This is a genomic window from Streptomyces sp. PTL18 (genome assembly GCF_059510295.1).
On the sequence record NZ_JCAJZO010000008.1, the window covers coordinates 43,552 to 60,542 of the forward strand.

Genomic DNA, 16,991 nt, shown 5'->3' on the forward strand with positions numbered 1-16,991 from the left:
CCTTCGCCGGACTGACCGTGAAGAAGCTCTTCCAGGGCCAGCGCTGACCCCTACGCCCTCCACGACGAAAAGCAGCTCATGATCGAGATCCCGTCCGACCTGCACAAGGACCTCGTCCCGCTCGCCTTCCTGCTCGGCAACTGGACCGGCGCGGGTGTGCACGACTTCCCCGGTGCCGAGAAGTGCAACTTCGGGCAGGAGGTGTCCTTCACCCACGACGGGCGGGACTTCCTGGAGTACCGCTCGCACACCTGGGTGCTGGACGGCGACGGGAACAAGGTCAGGCCGCTGGAGTCGGAGTCCGGCTACTGGCGGATCGACGCGGAGCGCAGGGTCGAGGTGACCATGGTCCGCAACGACGGCGTCGTCGAGGTCTGGTACGGCGAGCTGGCGGACAAGAAGCCGCAGATCGATCTGGCGACGGACGCGGTGGCCCGTACGGCGGCCTCGGGCCCGTACACCGGCGGCAAGCGCCTGTACGGCTACGTCAAGAGCGACCTGATGTGGGTCGGCGAGAAGCAGACGCCGGAGGTCGAGCTGCGCCCGTACATGTCGGCGCACCTGAAGAAGGTCGTCACCCCGGAGGACGTCGAGCGCTGGGCGAAGGCCCTTCCGGACGACCTCCCGGACGACGGCATCGCGTTCTTCAAGTAGGGCAAGCGACAAGGAGAGGGCCTCGCGGGCATCCGCGGGGCCGTTCGTTGTCGGACAGCGGCATCGACCCACTGGTTCACGCGTACGCGTCCTGGCGCCAGGCCGGGAGGCGGGGCGGGACCACGTCGGTACGCCGGGGCTCAGCAGGGTTGGTGGACCCTGAGGCGATCGCGGCGCTCGACCACCGTGGGCGCACGGGCGCCGGCCGCCGACGGCGCCCCGAAGAACGGCTGAGGAGGTACGGACCGTGACCGGCGTGAGCCGGACCCGGTGCCTCTGCCCGCGGGGTGGCAGCGCCTTGCCCTTCGGGGCCCGTGTTCGTTGCACGTCGCACCGCACATCCGCCCGGATGACGGGGGCACCGCCGTTGCGACCCGGCCCGGCTTCGTGACGGAGCCCTAGACTGGACGGCGTGGTGAGCACCGACTGGAAGAGTGATCTGCGGCAGCGCGGCTACCGGCTGACCCCGCAGCGGCAACTCGTGCTCGAAGCCGTGGACACCCTGGAGCACGCGACCCCCGACGACATCCTCGGCGAGGTGAGGAAGACCGCGTCGGGGGTCAACATTTCCACCGTCTACCGGACCCTGGAACTCCTGGAGGAACTGGGGCTGGTCAGCCATGCCCACCTGGGCCACGGCGCTCCCACCTACCACCTGGCCGACCGGCACCATCACATCCACCTGGTCTGCCGGGACTGCCAGAACGTGATCGAGGCGGACGTCGCGGTGGCGTCCGAGTTCACGGCCAAGCTGCGCGAGACGTTCGGCTTCGACACGGACATGAAGCACTTCGCGATCTTCGGCCGGTGCAGGGACTGTTCCCTCAAGACTTCAACTACCCCGTCGTAGGCTTGAGACCATGAAGAGTCCCCTGCTGTCCCTGCCCGGCGCCGTCCCCGCCGAGGGCGTGGACGAAGGCGTCGCCGCCCACTACGGCGACCTGTTCCGCGAGCAGCGCGCCCTCGCCGACGGCTCCGGATTCGTGGACCTCTCGCACCGCGGTGTCATCACCGTCAGCGGAGAGGACCGGCTGAGCTGGCTGCACCTGCTGCTCACCCAGCACGTCAGCGAACTGCCCCCACACCAGGCCACCGAGGCGCTGATCCTCTCCGCGAACGGCCACATCGAGCACGCGCTGTACCTGGTCGACGACGGCGAGAGGGTCTGGGCGCACGTCGAGCCCGGCACCCAGGGCGCGCTGATCGCGTACCTGGAGTCGATGAAGTTCTTCTACCGCGTGGAAGTCGCCGACCGCACGGACGACTTCGCGGTGGTGCACCTGCCGGCCGGTTCCATCGCCGAGGCCCCCGAGGGTGTCGTGGTCCGCGAGACCCCTTACGGCCGCGACCTGTTCCTCCCGCGCACGGACCTGGAGTCCTATGCGGAGAAGAACGGTCCCGCGGCCGGCATCCTCGCCCACGAGGCGCTGCGCGTGGAGCAGCACCGCCCGCGTCTGGGCTTCGAGACCGACCACCGCACCATCCCGCACGAGCTGGGCTGGATCGGCTCGGCCGTCCACCTCCACAAGGGCTGCTACCGCGGCCAGGAGACGGTGGCCCGCGTCCAGAACCTGGGCAAGCCGCCGCGCCGCCTGGTCTTCCTCCACCTCGACGGCAGCGAGGTCCACCTGCCCCCGCACGGCACGGAACTGCGCCTCGCGGACGACGGCCCCGACGGCCGCAGGATCGGCTTCGTGACGACCTCGGTACGCCACCACGAACTGGGCCCGATCGCCCTGGCCCTGGTCAAACGGAACGTGCCGGTGGATGCGAGGCTCCTGGCCGGAGAGACAGCGGCCGCACAGGAGGTCGTGGTTCAGCCGTAGGTAGTCGCGACTGCGGGTCGGTCGTGGCTGATCGCGCAGTTCCCCGCGCCTCCCGCGCCTCCCGGGGGAGCCGCGGTGCCGTCGGCTGTGCCGTGCCCCGGCTGCGGACAGTCCGCCTCCCCCGAGCCTTGACGGCCTGGGGGAGCCCCAGGGGCGGCACGGTGGGCGCCGGGGCCGCTGCTCGAAGGGCTTGGGGGAGTGCGGCGCCGGGCCGCGCGACCCGGGCGGGCGCAGTGCAGGGGCCCCTAAAGCTCGAGCAGCACCGTGAACGGCCCGTCATTGGTGAGCGACACGCGCATACTCGCCCCGAACCGCCCCGTGGCCACCGTCGCCCCCAGCGCCCGCAGCTGCGCGACCACCTCGTCCACCAGCGGCTCGGCGACGTCGCCGGGGGCGGCCGCGTTCCAGGTCGGGCGGCGCCCCTTGCGGGCGTCGCCGTACAGCGTGAACTGGCTGATCACCAGCAGCGGCGCGTCGACGTCGGAGCAGGACCTCTCGTCGTGCAGCATGCGGATCGACCACAGCTTGCGGGCGAGCTGGGCCGCCTTCTCCTTGGTGTCGTCGTGCGTCACCCCGACGAGCACGCACAGCCCCTCGCCGCTGATCTCGCCGACCGTCTCGCCGTCCACGACGACGCTCGCGCCGTCGACCCTCTGCACCACCGCACGCATGAGGACCATGATGCCGTGCCGTCCGACGGCGCCGGGATGGGCCGACTGGTCGTCCCTTCTTGACCATCAACACCCCCATCTGGGCTGTCCATGGTCACTTGGCCACATTACGGCTACTTGCAGTGGCACGATGCGTGTGTTAGCGGCGCATCCGTGGGGGGTGCCGCGCCGGTCGAGGGGACGGTAGGTACATGAGCACACCGAGCACCGGGCAGCAGCCCGCCCGTACGGCGACCATGGCGGAGTGCCGGGCACCCGTGCAGCGCACGGACAGTCCCCCGCTGCCCGGGCCCGATCTGTCCGTCCTGGGGCTGCCGGAGCTGCGCGCGCTGCGCCGGGACGCCCAGCGGGACGAGGCGGACCTCAGCTACGTGCGGCGGCTGTTGCAGGGCCGTATCGACATCCTGCGCGCGGAGCTGGCCCGGCGCGGGGGCGGCGCGGCCCCCGACGGGGTCATGCAGCGGCTTCCGGAGATCCTCAAGGACGCCCCCGCCCGCCAGCGGTCCTCGGCCCGGCATGTGACGCTCGGCACACCGCACGGCGAGGAGTACCGGCGGCTGGCGGCCGAGATGCTCGCCGAGGTGGAGCTGTCGGACCTCCAGGCGCGCACCGATGCGGAGTTGGGCGCGGGGATGGGGCGGCTCGTGCGGTACGAGCAGCAGGTGTCCCGGCGGCGGCAGAAACTGCAGCGCACGGCGGACGACTGCAGTGCCGAAATCGCCCGCAGGTACCGTGAAGGGGAAGCACAAGTCGACGACCTGCTCGTGTGACGCCAGGGCCCCGGTACACCGGGGCCCTGGCGTGCCCGCCACCTGGGAGGGAGCCCGTCCCGGGCCGTGCCGGCCAGGTCCCCGTCCCGAAGGGCAGCCACCCCATGTCGACCTCCGCCCGGCCCTCCGTGTCCGCCCGGCCCGCCGCACCCCCGGTGCTCGCCGAGGTGGTGCGGTCGGGGTTCGTCGAGGGGCACCACCGGGGGAGTCTGGTGGTGCTCGCCGAGGACGGTTCCGTGGAGTTCGCGCTCGGTGACGTGACGGCGCCCGTCTTCCCGCGCTCGTCGAACAAGCCGATGCAGGCGGCCGGTGTGCTGCGTGCGGGCCTGGAGCTCACGGGGGAGCGGCTCGCGCTCGCGGCGGCGAGCCACTCGGGCGAGACGTTCCACCTGGACCTGGTGCGGAAGATGCTGGCGGAGCACGGACTGACCGCCGACCGCCTCCAGTGCCCGCCGGACCTGCCGCTGGACCCGCAGGAGGCGGAGGCGTACCTGGCCTCGGGCGCCGTACGCGAGCGGGTCACCATGAACTGCTCCGGCAAGCACACGGCGATGCTGGCGGCGTGCGCGCTGCGGGGCTGGCCGCTGGAGACGTACCTCGACCCCGCGCACCCGCTCCAGCAGCTGATCCACTCCGTGGTGGAGGAAGCGGCCGGGGAGCCGGTGGCGGCGGTGGGCACGGACGGCTGCGGGGCGCCGCTGACGGCGATCAGCCTCACCGGCCTGGCCCGCGCCTACCGCTCCTTCGTCCTGGCGGCCCCGGGCACGGCGGAACGCCGCGTGGCGGACGCGATGCGGGCACACCCCGAGTACGTGGCGGGCACGCGACGCCCCGACACCTGGCTGATGCGCGAGATCCCGGGCACCCTGTCGAAGATGGGCGCGGAGGCGGTCCAGGCGGTGGCCCTCCCGGACGGCCGCGCCCTGGCCTTCAAGATCGACGACGGCGCGGCCCGGACCCTGGGCCCGGTCCTGTCCAGGGCACTGGCCCTGATAGGGGTCGAGGCCCCGGTGGGCCGGCGGATCGGCAGGGCACCGCTACTGGGCGGGGGCCGCGAGGTGGGGGAGATACGGGCGGTGTTCTGAGCCGGTCGGGGACCTGGCGGGAAGGCCGGACACCACTGGCGGGGCCCGGGAGCGCAGCCTGAAATCCGCGCGGCACCGCGCAGCCTGAATCCGCGCGCCACCGCGCAGCCGTAAATCCGCGCGACACCCCCGCCCCCGCCCTCCTACCGTGGCCCCATGAGCCGCGCTCCTCAGGACCTCGACGTCCGTCCCATCACCGACTCCGAGATCCCCGACTGGATCCGTGCCCTGCACACCGGGTTCCTCCGCTCCCCCCACGTCTCCGACCACGAACTCGCCGTACGCGGCGGCAACATCGTTCCCGCCCGCACCCTCGCGGCCTTCGACGACGCCCGCTGTGTCGCCACCTTCCGCTCCTTCCCCCAGGAGCTGACCGCCGTCGGCGGCGCACCGGTCCCCGCCGACGCCGTCACCAACGTCTCCGTCACCGCAACCCACCGCCGCCGTGGCCTTCTGACCCGCATGATGGCCCTCGACCTCGCCGCCGCGAAGGAACGCGGCGACGTCGTCGCCACCCTCGTCGCCGCCGAATACCCCATCTACGGCCGCTACGGCTTCGGCCCCGCCGCCCACATCGCCGAGTGGACCATCGACGTCCCCCGCACCGGCCTCGACCGCCACCGCCCGGTTCCCGACGACGGACGTATCGACCTCGTGGATGCGGACGACGTCCGCAAACTCGGCCCCGAGCTGCACGAGCGCTTCCGTCGCGCCACGCCCGGCGCGATCTCCCGCAACGACCGCTGGTGGCAGTTCAACACGGGCGCCCTGCGCTTCGACGACCACTCCTGGACGGAACCCTTCTACGCCGTCCACCGCTCCGCCTCCGGCGAGATCGACGGTCTGGCCGCCTATGTCTGCGACGACCACTGGGGCGACGACAAGCGGCCCCGGCAGACCGCGACCGTCAAGGGCCTGATCACCACCAGCCCCTCCGCCGAGCGCGCCCTGTGGCACTACCTGTGCTCGCTGGACTGGGTCACCACCGTGAAGTCCGGACACCGCGCCCCGGACGACCTGCTGCCCCACTTCCTCCCCGACCCGCGCGCGGCCCGCCTCACCACGTACGCGGACGTGCTCTGGGTACGGATCCTCGACGTCGTACGCGCCCTGGAGGCACGCACGTACGCGACGTCCGGCACGCTCGTCCTCGAAGTGGCCGACGAGGCCGGACTCGCCGGCGGCCGCTACCGGCTCCAGGCCGGGCCGGACGGCGCCGAGTGCCGGCCGACCGACCAGGAGCCCCAGCTGACCCTGCCGGTGGGCGAGTTGGCGACCCTGTGGCTGGGTGACGAGTCCGCGGTGCGGCTCACGGCGCTCGGACGGATACGGGAACAGCAAGAGGGCGCCGCCTCCGTCGCCGACGCCCTGTTGCGTACCTCCAGGCGACCGTGGTGCCCGGACATCTTCTGAGCCCCACGGGCTCCTGAGTGGTGCTCCTTCCGTGCGGGTGGTGACTGCTGGGCTGGTGCATCCGTAGCGATTCAGTTGTGGTTGTGGTGGTGCCGGCCGGGCTCCCGGCTCCCCTCCGGAAGGGAGCCCGGTCACTTGTACGACCATGTCGGTCAGGAACGCTCAAGCTCGTTCAACTTTGCTGAAGTTGGCGACCAACTCCATCTCACTTATCTCCGCTTGGAGTCGTCTCATAACCACCTTCTTCAGAACTGCCGCAAGATGGCGTGAAGTTGTAGTGTTCGGTCGTGGAGCCGGAACACGCTGCCGCGGGCGGGCGGAAGAAGTCGCAACGGCCGCGGAGATCGCACCAGGACGTGGCCGACGAGTTGCGCAGCCGGATCAGGGCGGGGGTGCTGCGACCGGGTCAGCGCATGCCCACGCAGGCCGAGCTGGCGGACGAGTTCGGAGTGGAGCGGGGAGCCGTACGCGAGGCGCTGCGCATCCTGCGGACCGAGCACCTGCTCACCAACGTCTCCAAGGGCAGCCCGGCGACCGTGGCGCAGCACGCGGGGAGGGCGCAGGCCGGGCCGCAGGCCCGGCCGCAGCCCACGATGGTGGCGCTGGCCCCGCGGATATCCGCCGCCTTCGCGGCCCCGCACGTGGAGATCGACGCCCTGTGCCTGACCGCGGTGTCGCTGACGCTCGCGATGAGCGAGCCGTTGCGCGAGATTCACGCGGGACGTATGGAACCGGCCAAGGTCGACGTACGCGTGCTGCTGCCCAGCGGCCGTATCGACCTGGCGTTCCCCACCCCGGTGGAAGGCACGGACGGCGACCGTCTGCACCGCCGCTGGCTGGCCCAGCGCAACGCCCAGGGCCAGGTCCTCAGGCACAACCTGCTGGCGCTGCGCAGCACCCACGGCATCGACGTGCACGTCTCCTTCCGTGCCCTGCCCTTCACGCCCCCGGTGAAGCTGTACCTGCTCAACGGCGTGGAGGCGCTCTTCGCGTACTACACGCTGACCCGGCGCGAGGAGGAGATCGACCAGGAGCCGCTGCAGCTGTACGACGCGGAGGGCACCCGGTCGATGCTGTTCCCGTTCGCGCAGGGGGCCGGGCTGCGGGACACGACGTTCGTGGAACAGTCGCACCTGTGGTTCAACGCCCTGTGGGAGACGATCAGCTCGGAGCTGGATCCGGGGTCTGCCTGACCCGGTCAGAGTGCCGGCTGGGCGACCAGCAGGGCGAGGACGACGGCTCCTACGGAGCTGCAGGCGGGACTGTTGGCCTTGAGCCCGACCATGAGCAGCGTCAGCCCGATGATGCCGATCGTCCCGTACTTCCACTGGACGAACTGGTCGAATCCGACGACGAGGAGGGCGGAGAACAGGGCGAGGGCGGGCATGGCGGACCTCTTTCCAGGGGGCGGACCTCGGGGATCCGGGTGGCGGGACAGAGGGGATCGAGCAGTCTGCATCCGGGGACTACCTGCGGACGATGTGTGAGAGGAGGAGCACCCTCCGCCAACTCTTGCAAGTTGGCAACCAACTATGATTAAGTTATCCCCAGTTGGCCGGTCCTTATAAACAACTTTCAAACAACTCCCGGTAGATGGACGGGGGTTGTAGCGTTTGGTCGTGACCCAGGAGAACGTCGCAGTGAACGGCAGAAGGCGCTCGGCCCAGGAGATCGCCGACGAGTTGCGGAACCGCATCCGCACGGGAGACCTGAAGCCGGGCGAGCGTCTGCCGACCCAGGCCGAACTCGCCGAGGAGTTCGGGGTCGAGCGGGGTACGGTCCGCCAGGCGCTGCGCGCCCTCCAGGACGACGGCCTGCTCAGCAGCGTCAGCCGGGGCAGCCCGCCCCGGATCGCCGAACACTCGCCGACCGGCGACGAGCCGCAGCCGACGATGGTGGCGCTCGCGCCGAGGCTCGCGGAGGCGTTCGCCGCCTCGCAGGTGCGCGTCGACGCCGCCTGCCTGACCGCCGAGACCCTGATGCTGGCCCTGGGAGAACCGCTCCGGCAGATCCACGAGGGCCGCATCCGCCCCCGGTCGATCGACGTGCGGATCCTGCTGCCCTCCCGGAAGATCAACCTGGCGTTCCCGATCTCGGTCGACAACCCGGGCGACGACGGGGACCCGGTCCACCAGCGCTGGCTCGAACAGCGCAACGCCCAGGGCCACGTGCTGCGCCACAACCTCCTGGCCCTGCGCTCGTCGCACGGCATCGACGTCCGTGTGACCTTCCGGGCGCTGCCCTTCACCCCACCGGTGAAGCTCTACCTCCTCAACGGCGCCGAGGCCCTGATGGCGTACTACATGCTCACCCGGCGCGAGGAGGAGGTGAACAGCCGGACGCTCGAGATGTACGACACGCTCGGCGCCACCTCGCTCCTCTTCTCCTTCGAACGCCGCACGGGCCAGCGCGACGCGTTGTTCGTGGACCAGTCACAGCAGTGGTTCGACGCCCTCTGGGAAACCATCACCACGGACCTGACACTTTCCTGGTGACCTCTGATGCGACTTCTGATGCGACTTCCGACACGACGCGGACCGGTCCGATGGCGGCAGGGACGGGAAGGCTGCGTGAACTGATCAACGGTGCGCGCTGTGTGCTCTTCGACTTCGACGGGCCGATCTGCCGGTTGTTCGCCGGGTACTCCGCGCAGAAGATCGCGCAGGAGATGGTGGGGTGGCTGGCTCGGCAGGGGTTGCAGGGGCTGCTGACGGAGCAGGAACGGACACACCCGGACCCGCAGTTCGTCCTGCGCACGGTCGACGAGCGGCACCCGGACAGCGACCTGGTCGACGCGCTGAAGGAGATGCTGACACGGGAGGAGCTGAAAGCCGTCCCCTCGGCCCGGCCCACGCCCTACGCCGATCCGCTGATACGCACCTGGAGCTCCACAGGAGCACGCCTCGCGGTCACCACCAACAACGCCGGCGTCACGGTCCGCCGGTACCTCGAGAACCGTGACCTCGTGCCCTGCTTCGACCCCCATATCTACGGCCGTACCCAGGAACTGCACCAGCAGAAGCCGGACCCCTACCACCTCAACCGCGCCCTGCGGGCCATGGGGGCAGCCTCCGGCAGCGCGCTGATGATCGGCGACACCGCCGCCGACCTCGAGGCCGCGCGCCGGGCCGGCGTCCCGTTCCTCGGCTACGGGAGCAACGACCGCAAGGAGAAGCTGCTGCGCGAGGCGGGCGCCGAGACGGTCGTACGGTCGCTGGACTCGGTGCTGCGGGTGCTGCGGGTGCTGCGCGAGCCGGACTGAGGCCGCGTATCGCCCGGTGACGGGAGCGACACGCGCAACCCGTTTCTGACAGCATGCTCGTCCGCGGGCCAGTACCGTGCTTCACCTCCGCACCACCGGTGCGCCACAGGCCAGGAACGAACGATGTCAGCCGAACGTCTCACCTCCCCCGCACGGGCCCGCGCCGCCCGGATGAGCGCCGACCCGAGCCTGGTCGAGGGGCCGCTCGAGGGCTACCACCACGAGACGTATGTCATCCCGCTGCCCGCCGGGGTCGCCGGGCCCGGCCGGACCCGGGGCAAGTGCCGGGAGCCGCGCAGCAACCTGCTCTGGTTCGACCGCCGGTGCTTCGCCTCGGAGGAGAAGCTGCTCCGGGCCCTGCAGGGACGTATCAGCGCCATCCCGGACCTCATCGAGGTGACCGAGGGAGTGCGGCTGCAGCGGTTCATCGAGGGGCGGACCCTGGGCGCGCTCCACCCGTCGGGGACCGAGGTCCCCGGGGACCTCGCCGATCAGATCCTCCAGCTCTTCCGGGAACTGGCCGGGGTGACCCAGTTGTCGCTCGACGTGGAACGCGAGTGCCGTCCCGAGGACCGGTCCACCGAGGGGGACACCGGGGGGTTCCTCGACCGGCTCGTCTGCTTCGCCGAGGAGCGCGTGTACCGGGAGAACACGGAGAGGTTTCCCGGCCTGTTCGCCTCCCTGGGCGTGGACGCGGACTCCTTCGAACGCCTCCGGAAGCATGTCGCGGGCCTGAGCGAGCGGCCCTTCTGCCTCCTGCACGCCGATCTGCACCGGGAGAACTTCGTCGTCGACGGCGGGGGACGGCTGTGGACCATCGACTGGGAGTTGGCGCTGCTCGGCGACCCGCTCTACGACCTGGCGACCCACCTGTACCTGATGCGCTACCCGGAGGCACAGCAGGAGCTGATGACCGAGCGGTGGTGCGAGGTGATGGAGGAGGCGAGGCCCGGCAGCTCGCGCGGCTGGGAGAAGGACCTGCCGCGACTGCTCGACTTCAAGCGGGCCCAGTCCGTGTTCACGGACATCGTCCGTGCCACCCAGTTCCTCGACTCCCCGCCCGGGTCCGGCGAAGCGGTCCTCCGCCAGGAGACCCTGAAGGTACGACAGGTCCTGACCGCCGCCGCGGAGCCGCTGGGCCTGGACTCCGTTCCGCGCCCGGACGAGATCACGGCAGCGCTCCGCGACTGGCAGCGCGCGGCGGTGCGACCCGCCCAGGTCGGCAAAGGCCCGGTCACCCGAGCAGCGGGGGTCAACTGTTCCTCCTCGTAGGCCGGATGGGCCTCCAGCTCGGCGGTGAGGCGTTCCACCCCGGGCAGCGCGACACGTTGTCGGGGTACGCGAGCGCACACCAGCGGTTTGCGACGTCACCCGTCCGCACGACGGCGCCTCCCGCCGTCCCCGGCGCGAGCGGTGTGGGATGGGCGGCGCGGTGCGGCATTCGCGCGGCCTGGCGCACTCTTGCAAGCGGCGTGCTTGCAATTGTTAGCGCTTCTGGTGCAAGGTGGAGGCATGGCATCGCTGAACGTCGGCAATCTCGGTGAGTACCTGCGCGAGCAGCGGCGCAACGCGCAGTTGTCGCTCAGGCAGCTCGCCGACGCCGCCGGGGTGTCCAACCCGTATCTGAGCCAGATCGAGCGCGGGCTGCGCAAGCCGAGCGCGGAGGTGTTGCAGCAGGTCGCCAAGGCGCTGCGGATCTCCGCCGAGACGCTGTACGTGCGGGCCGGCATCCTCGACGCCGAGCGGGACCGGGACGAGGTGGAGACGCGTGCCGTCATCCTCGCCGATCCCACGCTGACCGAGCGGCAGAAGCAGGTGCTGCTGCAGATCTACGAGTCCTTCCGCAAGGAGAACGGCTTCGAGATCGCCCGGTCCGGCGCGGCGGACGAGGACGGCCAGGCGGTTCAGGAGGCTCGCGCCCGGGAGGCTCGGCAGTCTCAGGAAGCGCACGATACGGACGACGCCCAGGACACCGCCGACGCCGGCCCCCGCACGGCCGACGGCAGAGATGCCGGTCCGCGGCAGGCCGCCGGCTGACCGGGACCACCGGGACCACGGACAGCCGCCGGAACACCGGAAGACCGGCGGAACACCGGAACACCGGAACACCGGGACGACGGCCGGACGTCCCGCGGACCGCCCCAAAACCCTCAACCGAAGCCGAAAACGGGAGGACCATCCCATGGCCATCACCGACGACCTGCGCAAGACCCTCAGCGACCCCACCCCGCTCTACTTCGCCGCCGGCACCGCCGATCTGGCCCTGAAGCAGGCCAAGAAGGTTCCGGCGCTGGTCGAGCAGCTGCGCGCCGAGGCCCCGGCCCGTATCGAGGCCGTCCGCAACACCGACCCGAAGGCGGTCCAGGAGAAGGCCGCGGCCCGCGCCAAGGAGGCCGGCGCCCGCGTCAAGGAGACGCAGTCGACCATCCAGGCCAAGGTGGGCGAGTTCCTGGGCAGCCTCGACTCGGACCTCAAGAAGTTCGGCAGCAGCCTGGACGCCGACCTGAAGAAGCTCGGCGAGAGCGCCCAGGACCTCGCGCTGCGGGGTGTGGGCGTGGCCGCCGAGTACGCGGTCAAGGCCCGCGAGACCTACGAGAAGGTCGCCGAGCACGGCGAGCAGGCCGTGAAGACCTGGCGCGGCGGGGCCGCCGAGGAGATCGAGGAACTGGCCATCGCCGTCGAGGGCAAGCCCGAGCCGGAAGAGGTCAGGGCCGAGCCGAAGCCGGCCGAGCCCGAGAACAATGGCGAGGCCGCTCCGAAGCCGGTGGCGAAGAAGGCCGCCCCGGCGGCCCGCAAGCCGGTGGCGAAGAAGACCACGCCCCCGGCCAAGTGAGGCACACGCGACTCCGGCGGGAGCCGCGTGACGGATGACGGATGACGGACGACGGGCCGGGCACTTCCGAGGTGCCCGGCCCGTTGTACGGGTACGCGGCAGCCGGACACGGGTACGGTTGGCTCTGGAGACGACTCGACTCGGGTGGTGGGCATTGTGCTGATGACGGCATTCGGCGGCCTGATGTGGCTGCTCTTCACCGCCATGCTGGTGCTCGCCGTGGTGGCGCTGGCGATGGCCGTGCTGTACCGGGAGGACGCGTACCGCGCCGCCGACAAGCAGAACAAGGGCTTCTGGCTGATCATCCTCGGTATCGCGGTCGCGGTGAACCTGTTCGTGCCGATGCTCTTCCTGCAGCTCGCCGGCCTCGTCGCCACGATCGTCTTCTTCGTGGACGTCCGCCCCGCCCTCAAGCAGGTCTCGGGCGGCGGCTGGGGCCGTCGCCGCCGGGGGAGCAGCAGCGACGGTCCGTACGGGCCGTACAACGGCGGGCGGTAGGCGCGGGCTGTCCGCAGGGACCGTGCTGCGACGGCGGTCGGTCCGCCGCGGCCCGGCCGGTCCGTCGCGACCCGGTCCGTCCGCCGCTGTGGGTCACGGCGCCCGGTCGAGCAGGACCACCGCCACGTCGTCGGCCAGCTCCCCTCCGTTGAGGTCGCGGACCTCGTTGACCGTCGCGCGCAGCAGTTCCTCGCCGGTCAGGCCCTCGGCCAGCCGACGGCGGACCAGTTCCACCATGCCGTCCTGGCCCAGGCGCTCCCCGTCCTGCCCGACCCGTCCCTCGATCAGTCCGTCGGTGTAGAGCATCAGGCTCCAGACCGGTCCCAGCTCCACCTGCATCCGCGGCCAGCGCGCACCCGGCAGCAGGCCGAGCGCGGGGCCGTTGTTGTCGTACGGCAGCAGTTCGGCGATGGGGCTTCCCCCTGCTCGAGCGGAGCCGCGGGCGTGGGGGAGGGGCGGGCGGGCGATCAGCGGGGCCGGGTGGCCGGCCAGGCACAGCCCGGCGCGACGGCCGTCCGGTGCGATGTCCACCGTGCAGAGGGTGGCGAAGATCTCGTCGTTGTCCCGCTCGTGCTCCAGGACCTGCTGCAGTGTGGACAGCAGTTCGTCCCCGCACAGCCCCGCCAGTGTCAGCGCACGCCAGGCGATGCGCAGCTCCACGCCGAGCGCCGCCTCGTCCGGGCCGTGTCCGCAGACGTCGCCGATCATCGCGTGCACCGTGCCGTCCGGTGTGCGCACCGTGTCGTAGAAGTCGCCGCCGAGCAGGGCACGCGAACGGCCGGGCCGGTAGCGGGCCGCGAACCGCAGCGGGGACCCCTCGAGCAGCGGCGTGGGCAGCAGGCCGCGCTCCAGGCGGGCGTTCTCCTGCGCGCGCAGCCTGGACTCGGTCAGCCGCCGTTCGGCCGTGTCGGACCGCTTGCGCTCCACCGCGTACCGGATCGCACGGCTCAACAGCCGCCCGTCCAGCTCCTCGCGGAAGAGGTAGTCCTGGGCGCCCACGCGCACGGCCTCGGCACCGCGCTCGGCGTCACCGGACGCGGTGAGCGCGAGCACGGCATGGCGGGGCGCGAGCTGCAGGACGTGCCGCAGCACGGCCAGCTCGTCGTTCTCCTCGGCCGCACGGCCGGGGGCGGGCAGGGCGAGGTCCAGCAGGATGCAGTGGACGTCGTCGGTGAGCAGCCGCTCGGCCTCGGTGAGGTTGCGGGCGGTGCGCAGCCGTATGGGGCGGCCCGCCGCGTCGAGCATCTCGGGCACGATCGGCGAACCGGCCGGATCGTCCTCGATCACGAGCAGGGTGAGCGTGTCGTTCTGGGCCTTGGCACGGGCGGACGGCCCCTGTGCGGTCTGAGCGCCGGGCAGGGACGCGGCTTGAGCCTGACCACCCTCCACGGCCGGGATCGCTCGGGGCCGCGGCACGGGTACGGGCATCGTCTTCGGTTCCTTCCCTCCCCCCGAGGGCACGGCGGGACGAGGGACTCGACCCACCGACGGGGACCATAGCGGTAGCCGAGGCCGCAATGGAATGCCCGAGGGAGGGAGGTGGTGGAACCGGCCAGCGTCATATGCCGCATCGCCTACCTCAGTTGGACACGGGACCGTCCCGGCGAAGATGACGAATGTCACGTCCCGCGCGGGTTTCGGCCGGTGCGAGGGTGGGCCGCGTCACGTGGGGCGGGTCACGCCATGACACGTCTCTCTTTCGGCCGGCGCCCGTCGTCAGTCGGCATCCGGTCGTACCACCCCCAGGATCGGCATGGACCCCGCGCCCGCGATCGTCACCGTCCGTCCCGGGCGCGGGGCGTGGACGATCGCGCCGTCGCCGATGTACATCGCCACATGGCTGGCGTCGGAGAAGTAGATGATCAGGTCTCCGGGGCGCATGTCCTTGATGTCCACGTGCTTGAGCTGCTTCCACTGCTCCTGAGAGGTGCGGGGGATGGGGTCGCCGGCCGCGGCCCAGGCCTGGGAGGTCAGCCCCGAGCAGTCGTACGACGTCGGTCCTTCCGCTCCCCATACGTACGGTTTGCCGATCTGGTCGGTCGCGAACCGCACGGCCTTCTGCCCCGCTTCAGAGGCTTTGCCGCGAACCTCCTGCAGTATTCCGGAGTCGAGCCAGGTGGTCTGTGCCTGGTGGGCGGCCTCGTCCTCCAGCTTCTGCAGCCGCTCCCGCTCCTGCTTCTTCAGCCGGGACTGCAGCTTCTCGGCCGCGGTGATCTGCTTCTCGATCTCCTTCTTGGCCTCCGCCTTGGCCCTGCGGTTGGCGTCGAGCCTCTTCCACTCGTCGGCGGCGTCGCTCGCGTACTGCTTCAAGTCCTCCTGTGTGCGTGTCAATTCGGCGATCAGTCCGGTGGTCGCGTGTTCCCCCTGGCGGATCGTGCCGGCGTCGTCCAAGAACTCCTGGGGGTCGCGGCTCAGCCAGAGCCGCATCTCGGGCGGCAGGCCGCCGCCGCGGTACTGGGCGCGGGCCGCGGCGCCCGCGCGGTCCTTCAACTCGGTCAGCCGCTCCTGCCCCTTGACGATCTCCCGGGCCAGCCGGACGATCTGCGACGACTGCTTCTCGGTCTTCTCCTCGGCCGCGTCGTAGGCGTCGGTGGCGACCGCCGCGTCGTGGTACAGCACGTCCAGCTCCCTGCGGAGCGCTTCCAGAGCCGCGTCGGAGACCGGCGCGTCGGCCGTGGCCGTGTCCGAGCCGTCGGACGAGGTGGGTCTCGGGGCCGGCCGCGCCGAGCTCGCGTACGCCGCGCCCGGGGTGCCCAGCACGGTGACCGTGCAGGCCAGAGCGATGGCCGCCGTGATCAGGGTCCGCTTCCCGGATCCCATACTTCGCCCCCAAAAAGCTGATTTACCGTCAGTAACCTACGGGACGTCCGGGGATCGTGCCACGCCGGAGCGCAAAGTCCCAGAGGCGGGACCCGTCCGTGCGGAAAAGTCCCCCACCTGCCGCACCTCGTACGACGATCTCCCTTCCCTGCCGTCGGCCCGCGTACGGAGATCTTCCCGCGAGTGTGACGAAGGACTCCGGAAGATCGTTCCCCGCAGGTCCGGCAGGGGTCATGCGAGGGGCGCCAAGGCCCCCCAGGCCACGGTGACTTCTCCCTGACGCCAGCGCGCCGGGCCGTCGGTGACCGGCCAGTCCGCCCTCAGCAGGCGGACGCTGCGTATCCAGCGCTGGCGCGCGCCGTACGCGGCGTAGGGCGCGGCGGCGGCCCAGGCGCGGTCGAAGTCGTGCAGGAAGGCGTGCACGGGCTCGCCCGGGACGTTGCGGTGGATGAGCGCCTTCGGCAGGCGCTCGGCCAGGTCGGACGGGCGGTCCAGGGAACCCAGTCGGGTGGCGAACGTCACGCTGCGCGGGCCCTCGGGGCCGAGGGCGACCCACACATGACGGCGGCCGATCTCGTCGCACGTGCCCTCGACGAGCAGCCCGCCACGGGAGCCGGACGTCGGGTCGGCGGGGGCGAGCCGGGCGCACAGCCGCTCCCACACGGCGGCGACCTCGCCCTCCTCGTACTGCCGCAGGACGTTCGCCGCCCGGATGAGTGACGGCCGCCCCGGCACGGGCACCTCGAACCCGCCGTGCCGGAAGACCAGCCCCTCACGGGCGTACGGCAGCGCGGCCGCGACCCGGGCGGGCTCGATCTCCACCCCCACGACCCGGGTTCGGGGCGCGGCGGCACGCAGTCGTCGCAGCAGTTCGACCGCGGTCCAGGGCGCGGCCCCGTACCCGAGGTCGACGGCCACGGGCTCCGCCGCACGACGAAGTTCGGCCCCATGGGCCGCTGCGATCCAGCGATCCATCCGGCGCAGTCGATTCGGATTGGTGGTCCCGCGCGTCACCGTACCCACGGGGCGGGACGCGACGCGGGTTGACATGACTACGAGAGTAAGGGGCCGGGCCGGACCGCCTGGCGGCCTGTGGACAACCCTGGTGCGGCGGGTGACGAGCGCATGGCGAGCTCAGTGCCGAGCGTGGGGAGCGGCG

General features: G+C 71.3%; 18 protein-coding genes. 13 read left to right on the plus strand and 5 right to left on the minus strand.

The genetic code is table 11. The features are described from left to right. Positions 1–78 precede the first annotated feature (78 nt). From AC5WS8_RS17270 to ygfZ, 3 genes are all read left to right on the plus strand, one after another. Positions 79–654 (plus strand): heme-binding beta-barrel domain-containing protein, encoded by a 576-nt coding sequence (locus AC5WS8_RS17270; protein WP_496104280.1) that lies wholly within the window; start codon positions 79–81, stop codon positions 652–654. Between the two features lie 412 nt (positions 655–1,066). Further along, entirely contained in the window at positions 1,067–1,504 is a 438-nt protein-coding gene (locus tag AC5WS8_RS17275; protein ID WP_496104281.1) for a Fur family transcriptional regulator, read from the plus strand. Positions 1,505–1,514: 10 nt separating this feature from the next. Continuing rightward, positions 1,515–2,480 carry a CAF17-like 4Fe-4S cluster assembly/insertion protein YgfZ gene (ygfZ, locus tag AC5WS8_RS17280; RefSeq protein ID WP_496104282.1) on the plus strand — a complete coding sequence of 322 codons (966 nt, stop codon included), beginning with the start codon at positions 1,515–1,517 and terminating at the stop codon, positions 2,478–2,480. Positions 2,481–2,725: 245 nt separating this feature from the next. Here ygfZ and dtd read toward each other — a convergent pair whose 3' ends face one another. After that, positions 2,726–3,151: a D-aminoacyl-tRNA deacylase gene (dtd, locus tag AC5WS8_RS17285; RefSeq protein WP_496104283.1), complete on the minus strand. Its 426-nt coding sequence runs from the start codon at positions 3,149–3,151 to the stop codon at positions 2,726–2,728. Positions 3,152–3,342: 191 nt separating this feature from the next. Here dtd and AC5WS8_RS17290 point away from each other — a divergent pair, with 191 nt between their 5' ends. The 4 genes from AC5WS8_RS17290 (at position 3,343) to AC5WS8_RS17305 (ending at position 7,612) form a co-directional block, all read left to right on the plus strand. Then, on the plus strand, positions 3,343–3,921 hold the full coding sequence (locus AC5WS8_RS17290) for an RsiG family protein (RefSeq protein ID WP_496104284.1): 579 nt from the start codon (positions 3,343–3,345) through the stop codon (positions 3,919–3,921). 104 nt (positions 3,922–4,025) lie between these two features. Beyond that, the gene (locus AC5WS8_RS17295; protein ID WP_496104285.1) at positions 4,026–5,006 is read left to right on the plus strand and encodes an asparaginase; all 981 of its coding nucleotides are present in this window, start codon (positions 4,026–4,028) and stop codon (positions 5,004–5,006) included. Between the two features lie 156 nt (positions 5,007–5,162). Beyond that, the gene (locus AC5WS8_RS17300; protein ID WP_496104286.1) at positions 5,163–6,419 is read left to right on the plus strand and encodes a GNAT family N-acetyltransferase; all 1,257 of its coding nucleotides are present in this window, start codon (positions 5,163–5,165) and stop codon (positions 6,417–6,419) included. A gap of 287 nt (positions 6,420–6,706) precedes the next feature. After that, a complete protein-coding gene (locus AC5WS8_RS17305; RefSeq protein ID WP_496104287.1) occupies positions 6,707–7,612 on the plus strand; it encodes a winged helix-turn-helix domain-containing protein in 906 nt (301 codons plus the stop codon). 5 nt (positions 7,613–7,617) lie between these two features. Here AC5WS8_RS17305 and AC5WS8_RS17310 read toward each other — a convergent pair whose 3' ends face one another. Next, entirely contained in the window at positions 7,618–7,806 is a 189-nt protein-coding gene (locus tag AC5WS8_RS17310; RefSeq protein ID WP_496104288.1) for a hypothetical protein, read from the minus strand. Between the two features lie 226 nt (positions 7,807–8,032). On the opposite strand from AC5WS8_RS17310, the gene AC5WS8_RS17315 reads away from it, so the two are divergent. The 6 genes from AC5WS8_RS17315 to AC5WS8_RS17340 all read left to right on the plus strand — a co-directional run bounded on the left by AC5WS8_RS17315 (position 8,033) and on the right by AC5WS8_RS17340 (position 13,012). Next, entirely contained in the window at positions 8,033–8,914 is an 882-nt protein-coding gene (locus AC5WS8_RS17315; protein WP_496104289.1) for a GntR family transcriptional regulator, read from the plus strand. A 50-nt stretch (positions 8,915–8,964) separates the two neighbouring features. Beyond that, the gene (locus tag AC5WS8_RS17320; RefSeq protein WP_496104290.1) at positions 8,965–9,681 is read left to right on the plus strand and encodes an HAD family hydrolase; all 717 of its coding nucleotides are present in this window, start codon (positions 8,965–8,967) and stop codon (positions 9,679–9,681) included. Positions 9,682–9,804: 123 nt separating this feature from the next. Next, entirely contained in the window at positions 9,805–10,953 is a 1,149-nt protein-coding gene (locus AC5WS8_RS17325) for a phosphotransferase (RefSeq protein ID WP_496104291.1), read from the plus strand. A gap of 240 nt (positions 10,954–11,193) precedes the next feature. Continuing rightward, on the plus strand, positions 11,194–11,718 hold the full coding sequence (locus AC5WS8_RS17330; protein ID WP_496104292.1) for a helix-turn-helix domain-containing protein: 525 nt from the start codon (positions 11,194–11,196) through the stop codon (positions 11,716–11,718). A gap of 145 nt (positions 11,719–11,863) precedes the next feature. Further along, positions 11,864–12,514, plus strand: coding sequence for a hypothetical protein (locus AC5WS8_RS17335; RefSeq protein ID WP_496104293.1), 651 nt, complete (start codon positions 11,864–11,866; stop codon positions 12,512–12,514). 156 nt (positions 12,515–12,670) lie between these two features. Then, positions 12,671–13,012, plus strand: coding sequence for a DUF2516 family protein (locus AC5WS8_RS17340; RefSeq protein WP_200421102.1), 342 nt, complete (start codon positions 12,671–12,673; stop codon positions 13,010–13,012). A 93-nt stretch (positions 13,013–13,105) separates the two neighbouring features. Here the strand turns inward: AC5WS8_RS17340 and AC5WS8_RS17345 are convergent, their stop codons facing one another. The 3 genes from AC5WS8_RS17345 to AC5WS8_RS17355 all read right to left on the minus strand — a co-directional run bounded on the left by AC5WS8_RS17345 (position 13,106) and on the right by AC5WS8_RS17355 (position 16,882). Then, the gene (locus AC5WS8_RS17345; protein ID WP_496104294.1) at positions 13,106–14,440 is read right to left on the minus strand and encodes a PP2C family protein-serine/threonine phosphatase; all 1,335 of its coding nucleotides are present in this window, start codon (positions 14,438–14,440) and stop codon (positions 13,106–13,108) included. Positions 14,441–14,728: 288 nt separating this feature from the next. Further along, the gene (locus tag AC5WS8_RS17350; protein WP_496104295.1) at positions 14,729–15,832 is read right to left on the minus strand and encodes a C40 family peptidase; all 1,104 of its coding nucleotides are present in this window, start codon (positions 15,830–15,832) and stop codon (positions 14,729–14,731) included. Positions 15,833–16,063: 231 nt separating this feature from the next. Then, positions 16,064–16,882, minus strand: coding sequence for a class I SAM-dependent methyltransferase (locus AC5WS8_RS17355; protein WP_496104296.1), 819 nt, complete (start codon positions 16,880–16,882; stop codon positions 16,064–16,066). Positions 16,883–16,991 lie beyond the last annotated feature (109 nt).

Bases quoted from the DNA above. Each gene is read 5' to 3' on its own strand.
- AC5WS8_RS17270 (WP_496104280.1), top strand. From the start codon at position 79: ATGATCGAGATCCCGTCCGACCTGCACAAGGACCTCGTCCCGCTCGCC.
- ygfZ (WP_496104282.1), top strand. From the start codon at position 1,515: ATGAAGAGTCCCCTGCTGTCCCTGCCCGGCGCCGTCCCCGCCGAGGGC.
- dtd (WP_496104283.1), bottom strand. From the start codon at position 3,151: ATGCGTGCGGTGGTGCAGAGGGTCGACGGCGCGAGCGTCGTCGTGGAC.
- AC5WS8_RS17290 (WP_496104284.1), top strand. From the start codon at position 3,343: ATGAGCACACCGAGCACCGGGCAGCAGCCCGCCCGTACGGCGACCATG.
- AC5WS8_RS17295 (WP_496104285.1), top strand. From the start codon at position 4,026: ATGTCGACCTCCGCCCGGCCCTCCGTGTCCGCCCGGCCCGCCGCACCC.
- AC5WS8_RS17300 (WP_496104286.1), top strand. From the start codon at position 5,163: ATGAGCCGCGCTCCTCAGGACCTCGACGTCCGTCCCATCACCGACTCC.
- AC5WS8_RS17310 (WP_496104288.1), bottom strand. From the start codon at position 7,806: ATGCCCGCCCTCGCCCTGTTCTCCGCCCTCCTCGTCGTCGGATTCGAC.
- AC5WS8_RS17320 (WP_496104290.1), top strand. From the start codon at position 8,965: ATGGCGGCAGGGACGGGAAGGCTGCGTGAACTGATCAACGGTGCGCGC.
- AC5WS8_RS17325 (WP_496104291.1), top strand. From the start codon at position 9,805: ATGTCAGCCGAACGTCTCACCTCCCCCGCACGGGCCCGCGCCGCCCGG.
- AC5WS8_RS17330 (WP_496104292.1), top strand. From the start codon at position 11,194: ATGGCATCGCTGAACGTCGGCAATCTCGGTGAGTACCTGCGCGAGCAG.
- AC5WS8_RS17335 (WP_496104293.1), top strand. From the start codon at position 11,864: ATGGCCATCACCGACGACCTGCGCAAGACCCTCAGCGACCCCACCCCG.
- AC5WS8_RS17345 (WP_496104294.1), bottom strand. From the start codon at position 14,440: ATGCCCGTACCCGTGCCGCGGCCCCGAGCGATCCCGGCCGTGGAGGGT.
- AC5WS8_RS17350 (WP_496104295.1), bottom strand. From the start codon at position 15,832: ATGGGATCCGGGAAGCGGACCCTGATCACGGCGGCCATCGCTCTGGCC.
- AC5WS8_RS17355 (WP_496104296.1), bottom strand. From the start codon at position 16,882: ATGTCAACCCGCGTCGCGTCCCGCCCCGTGGGTACGGTGACGCGCGGG.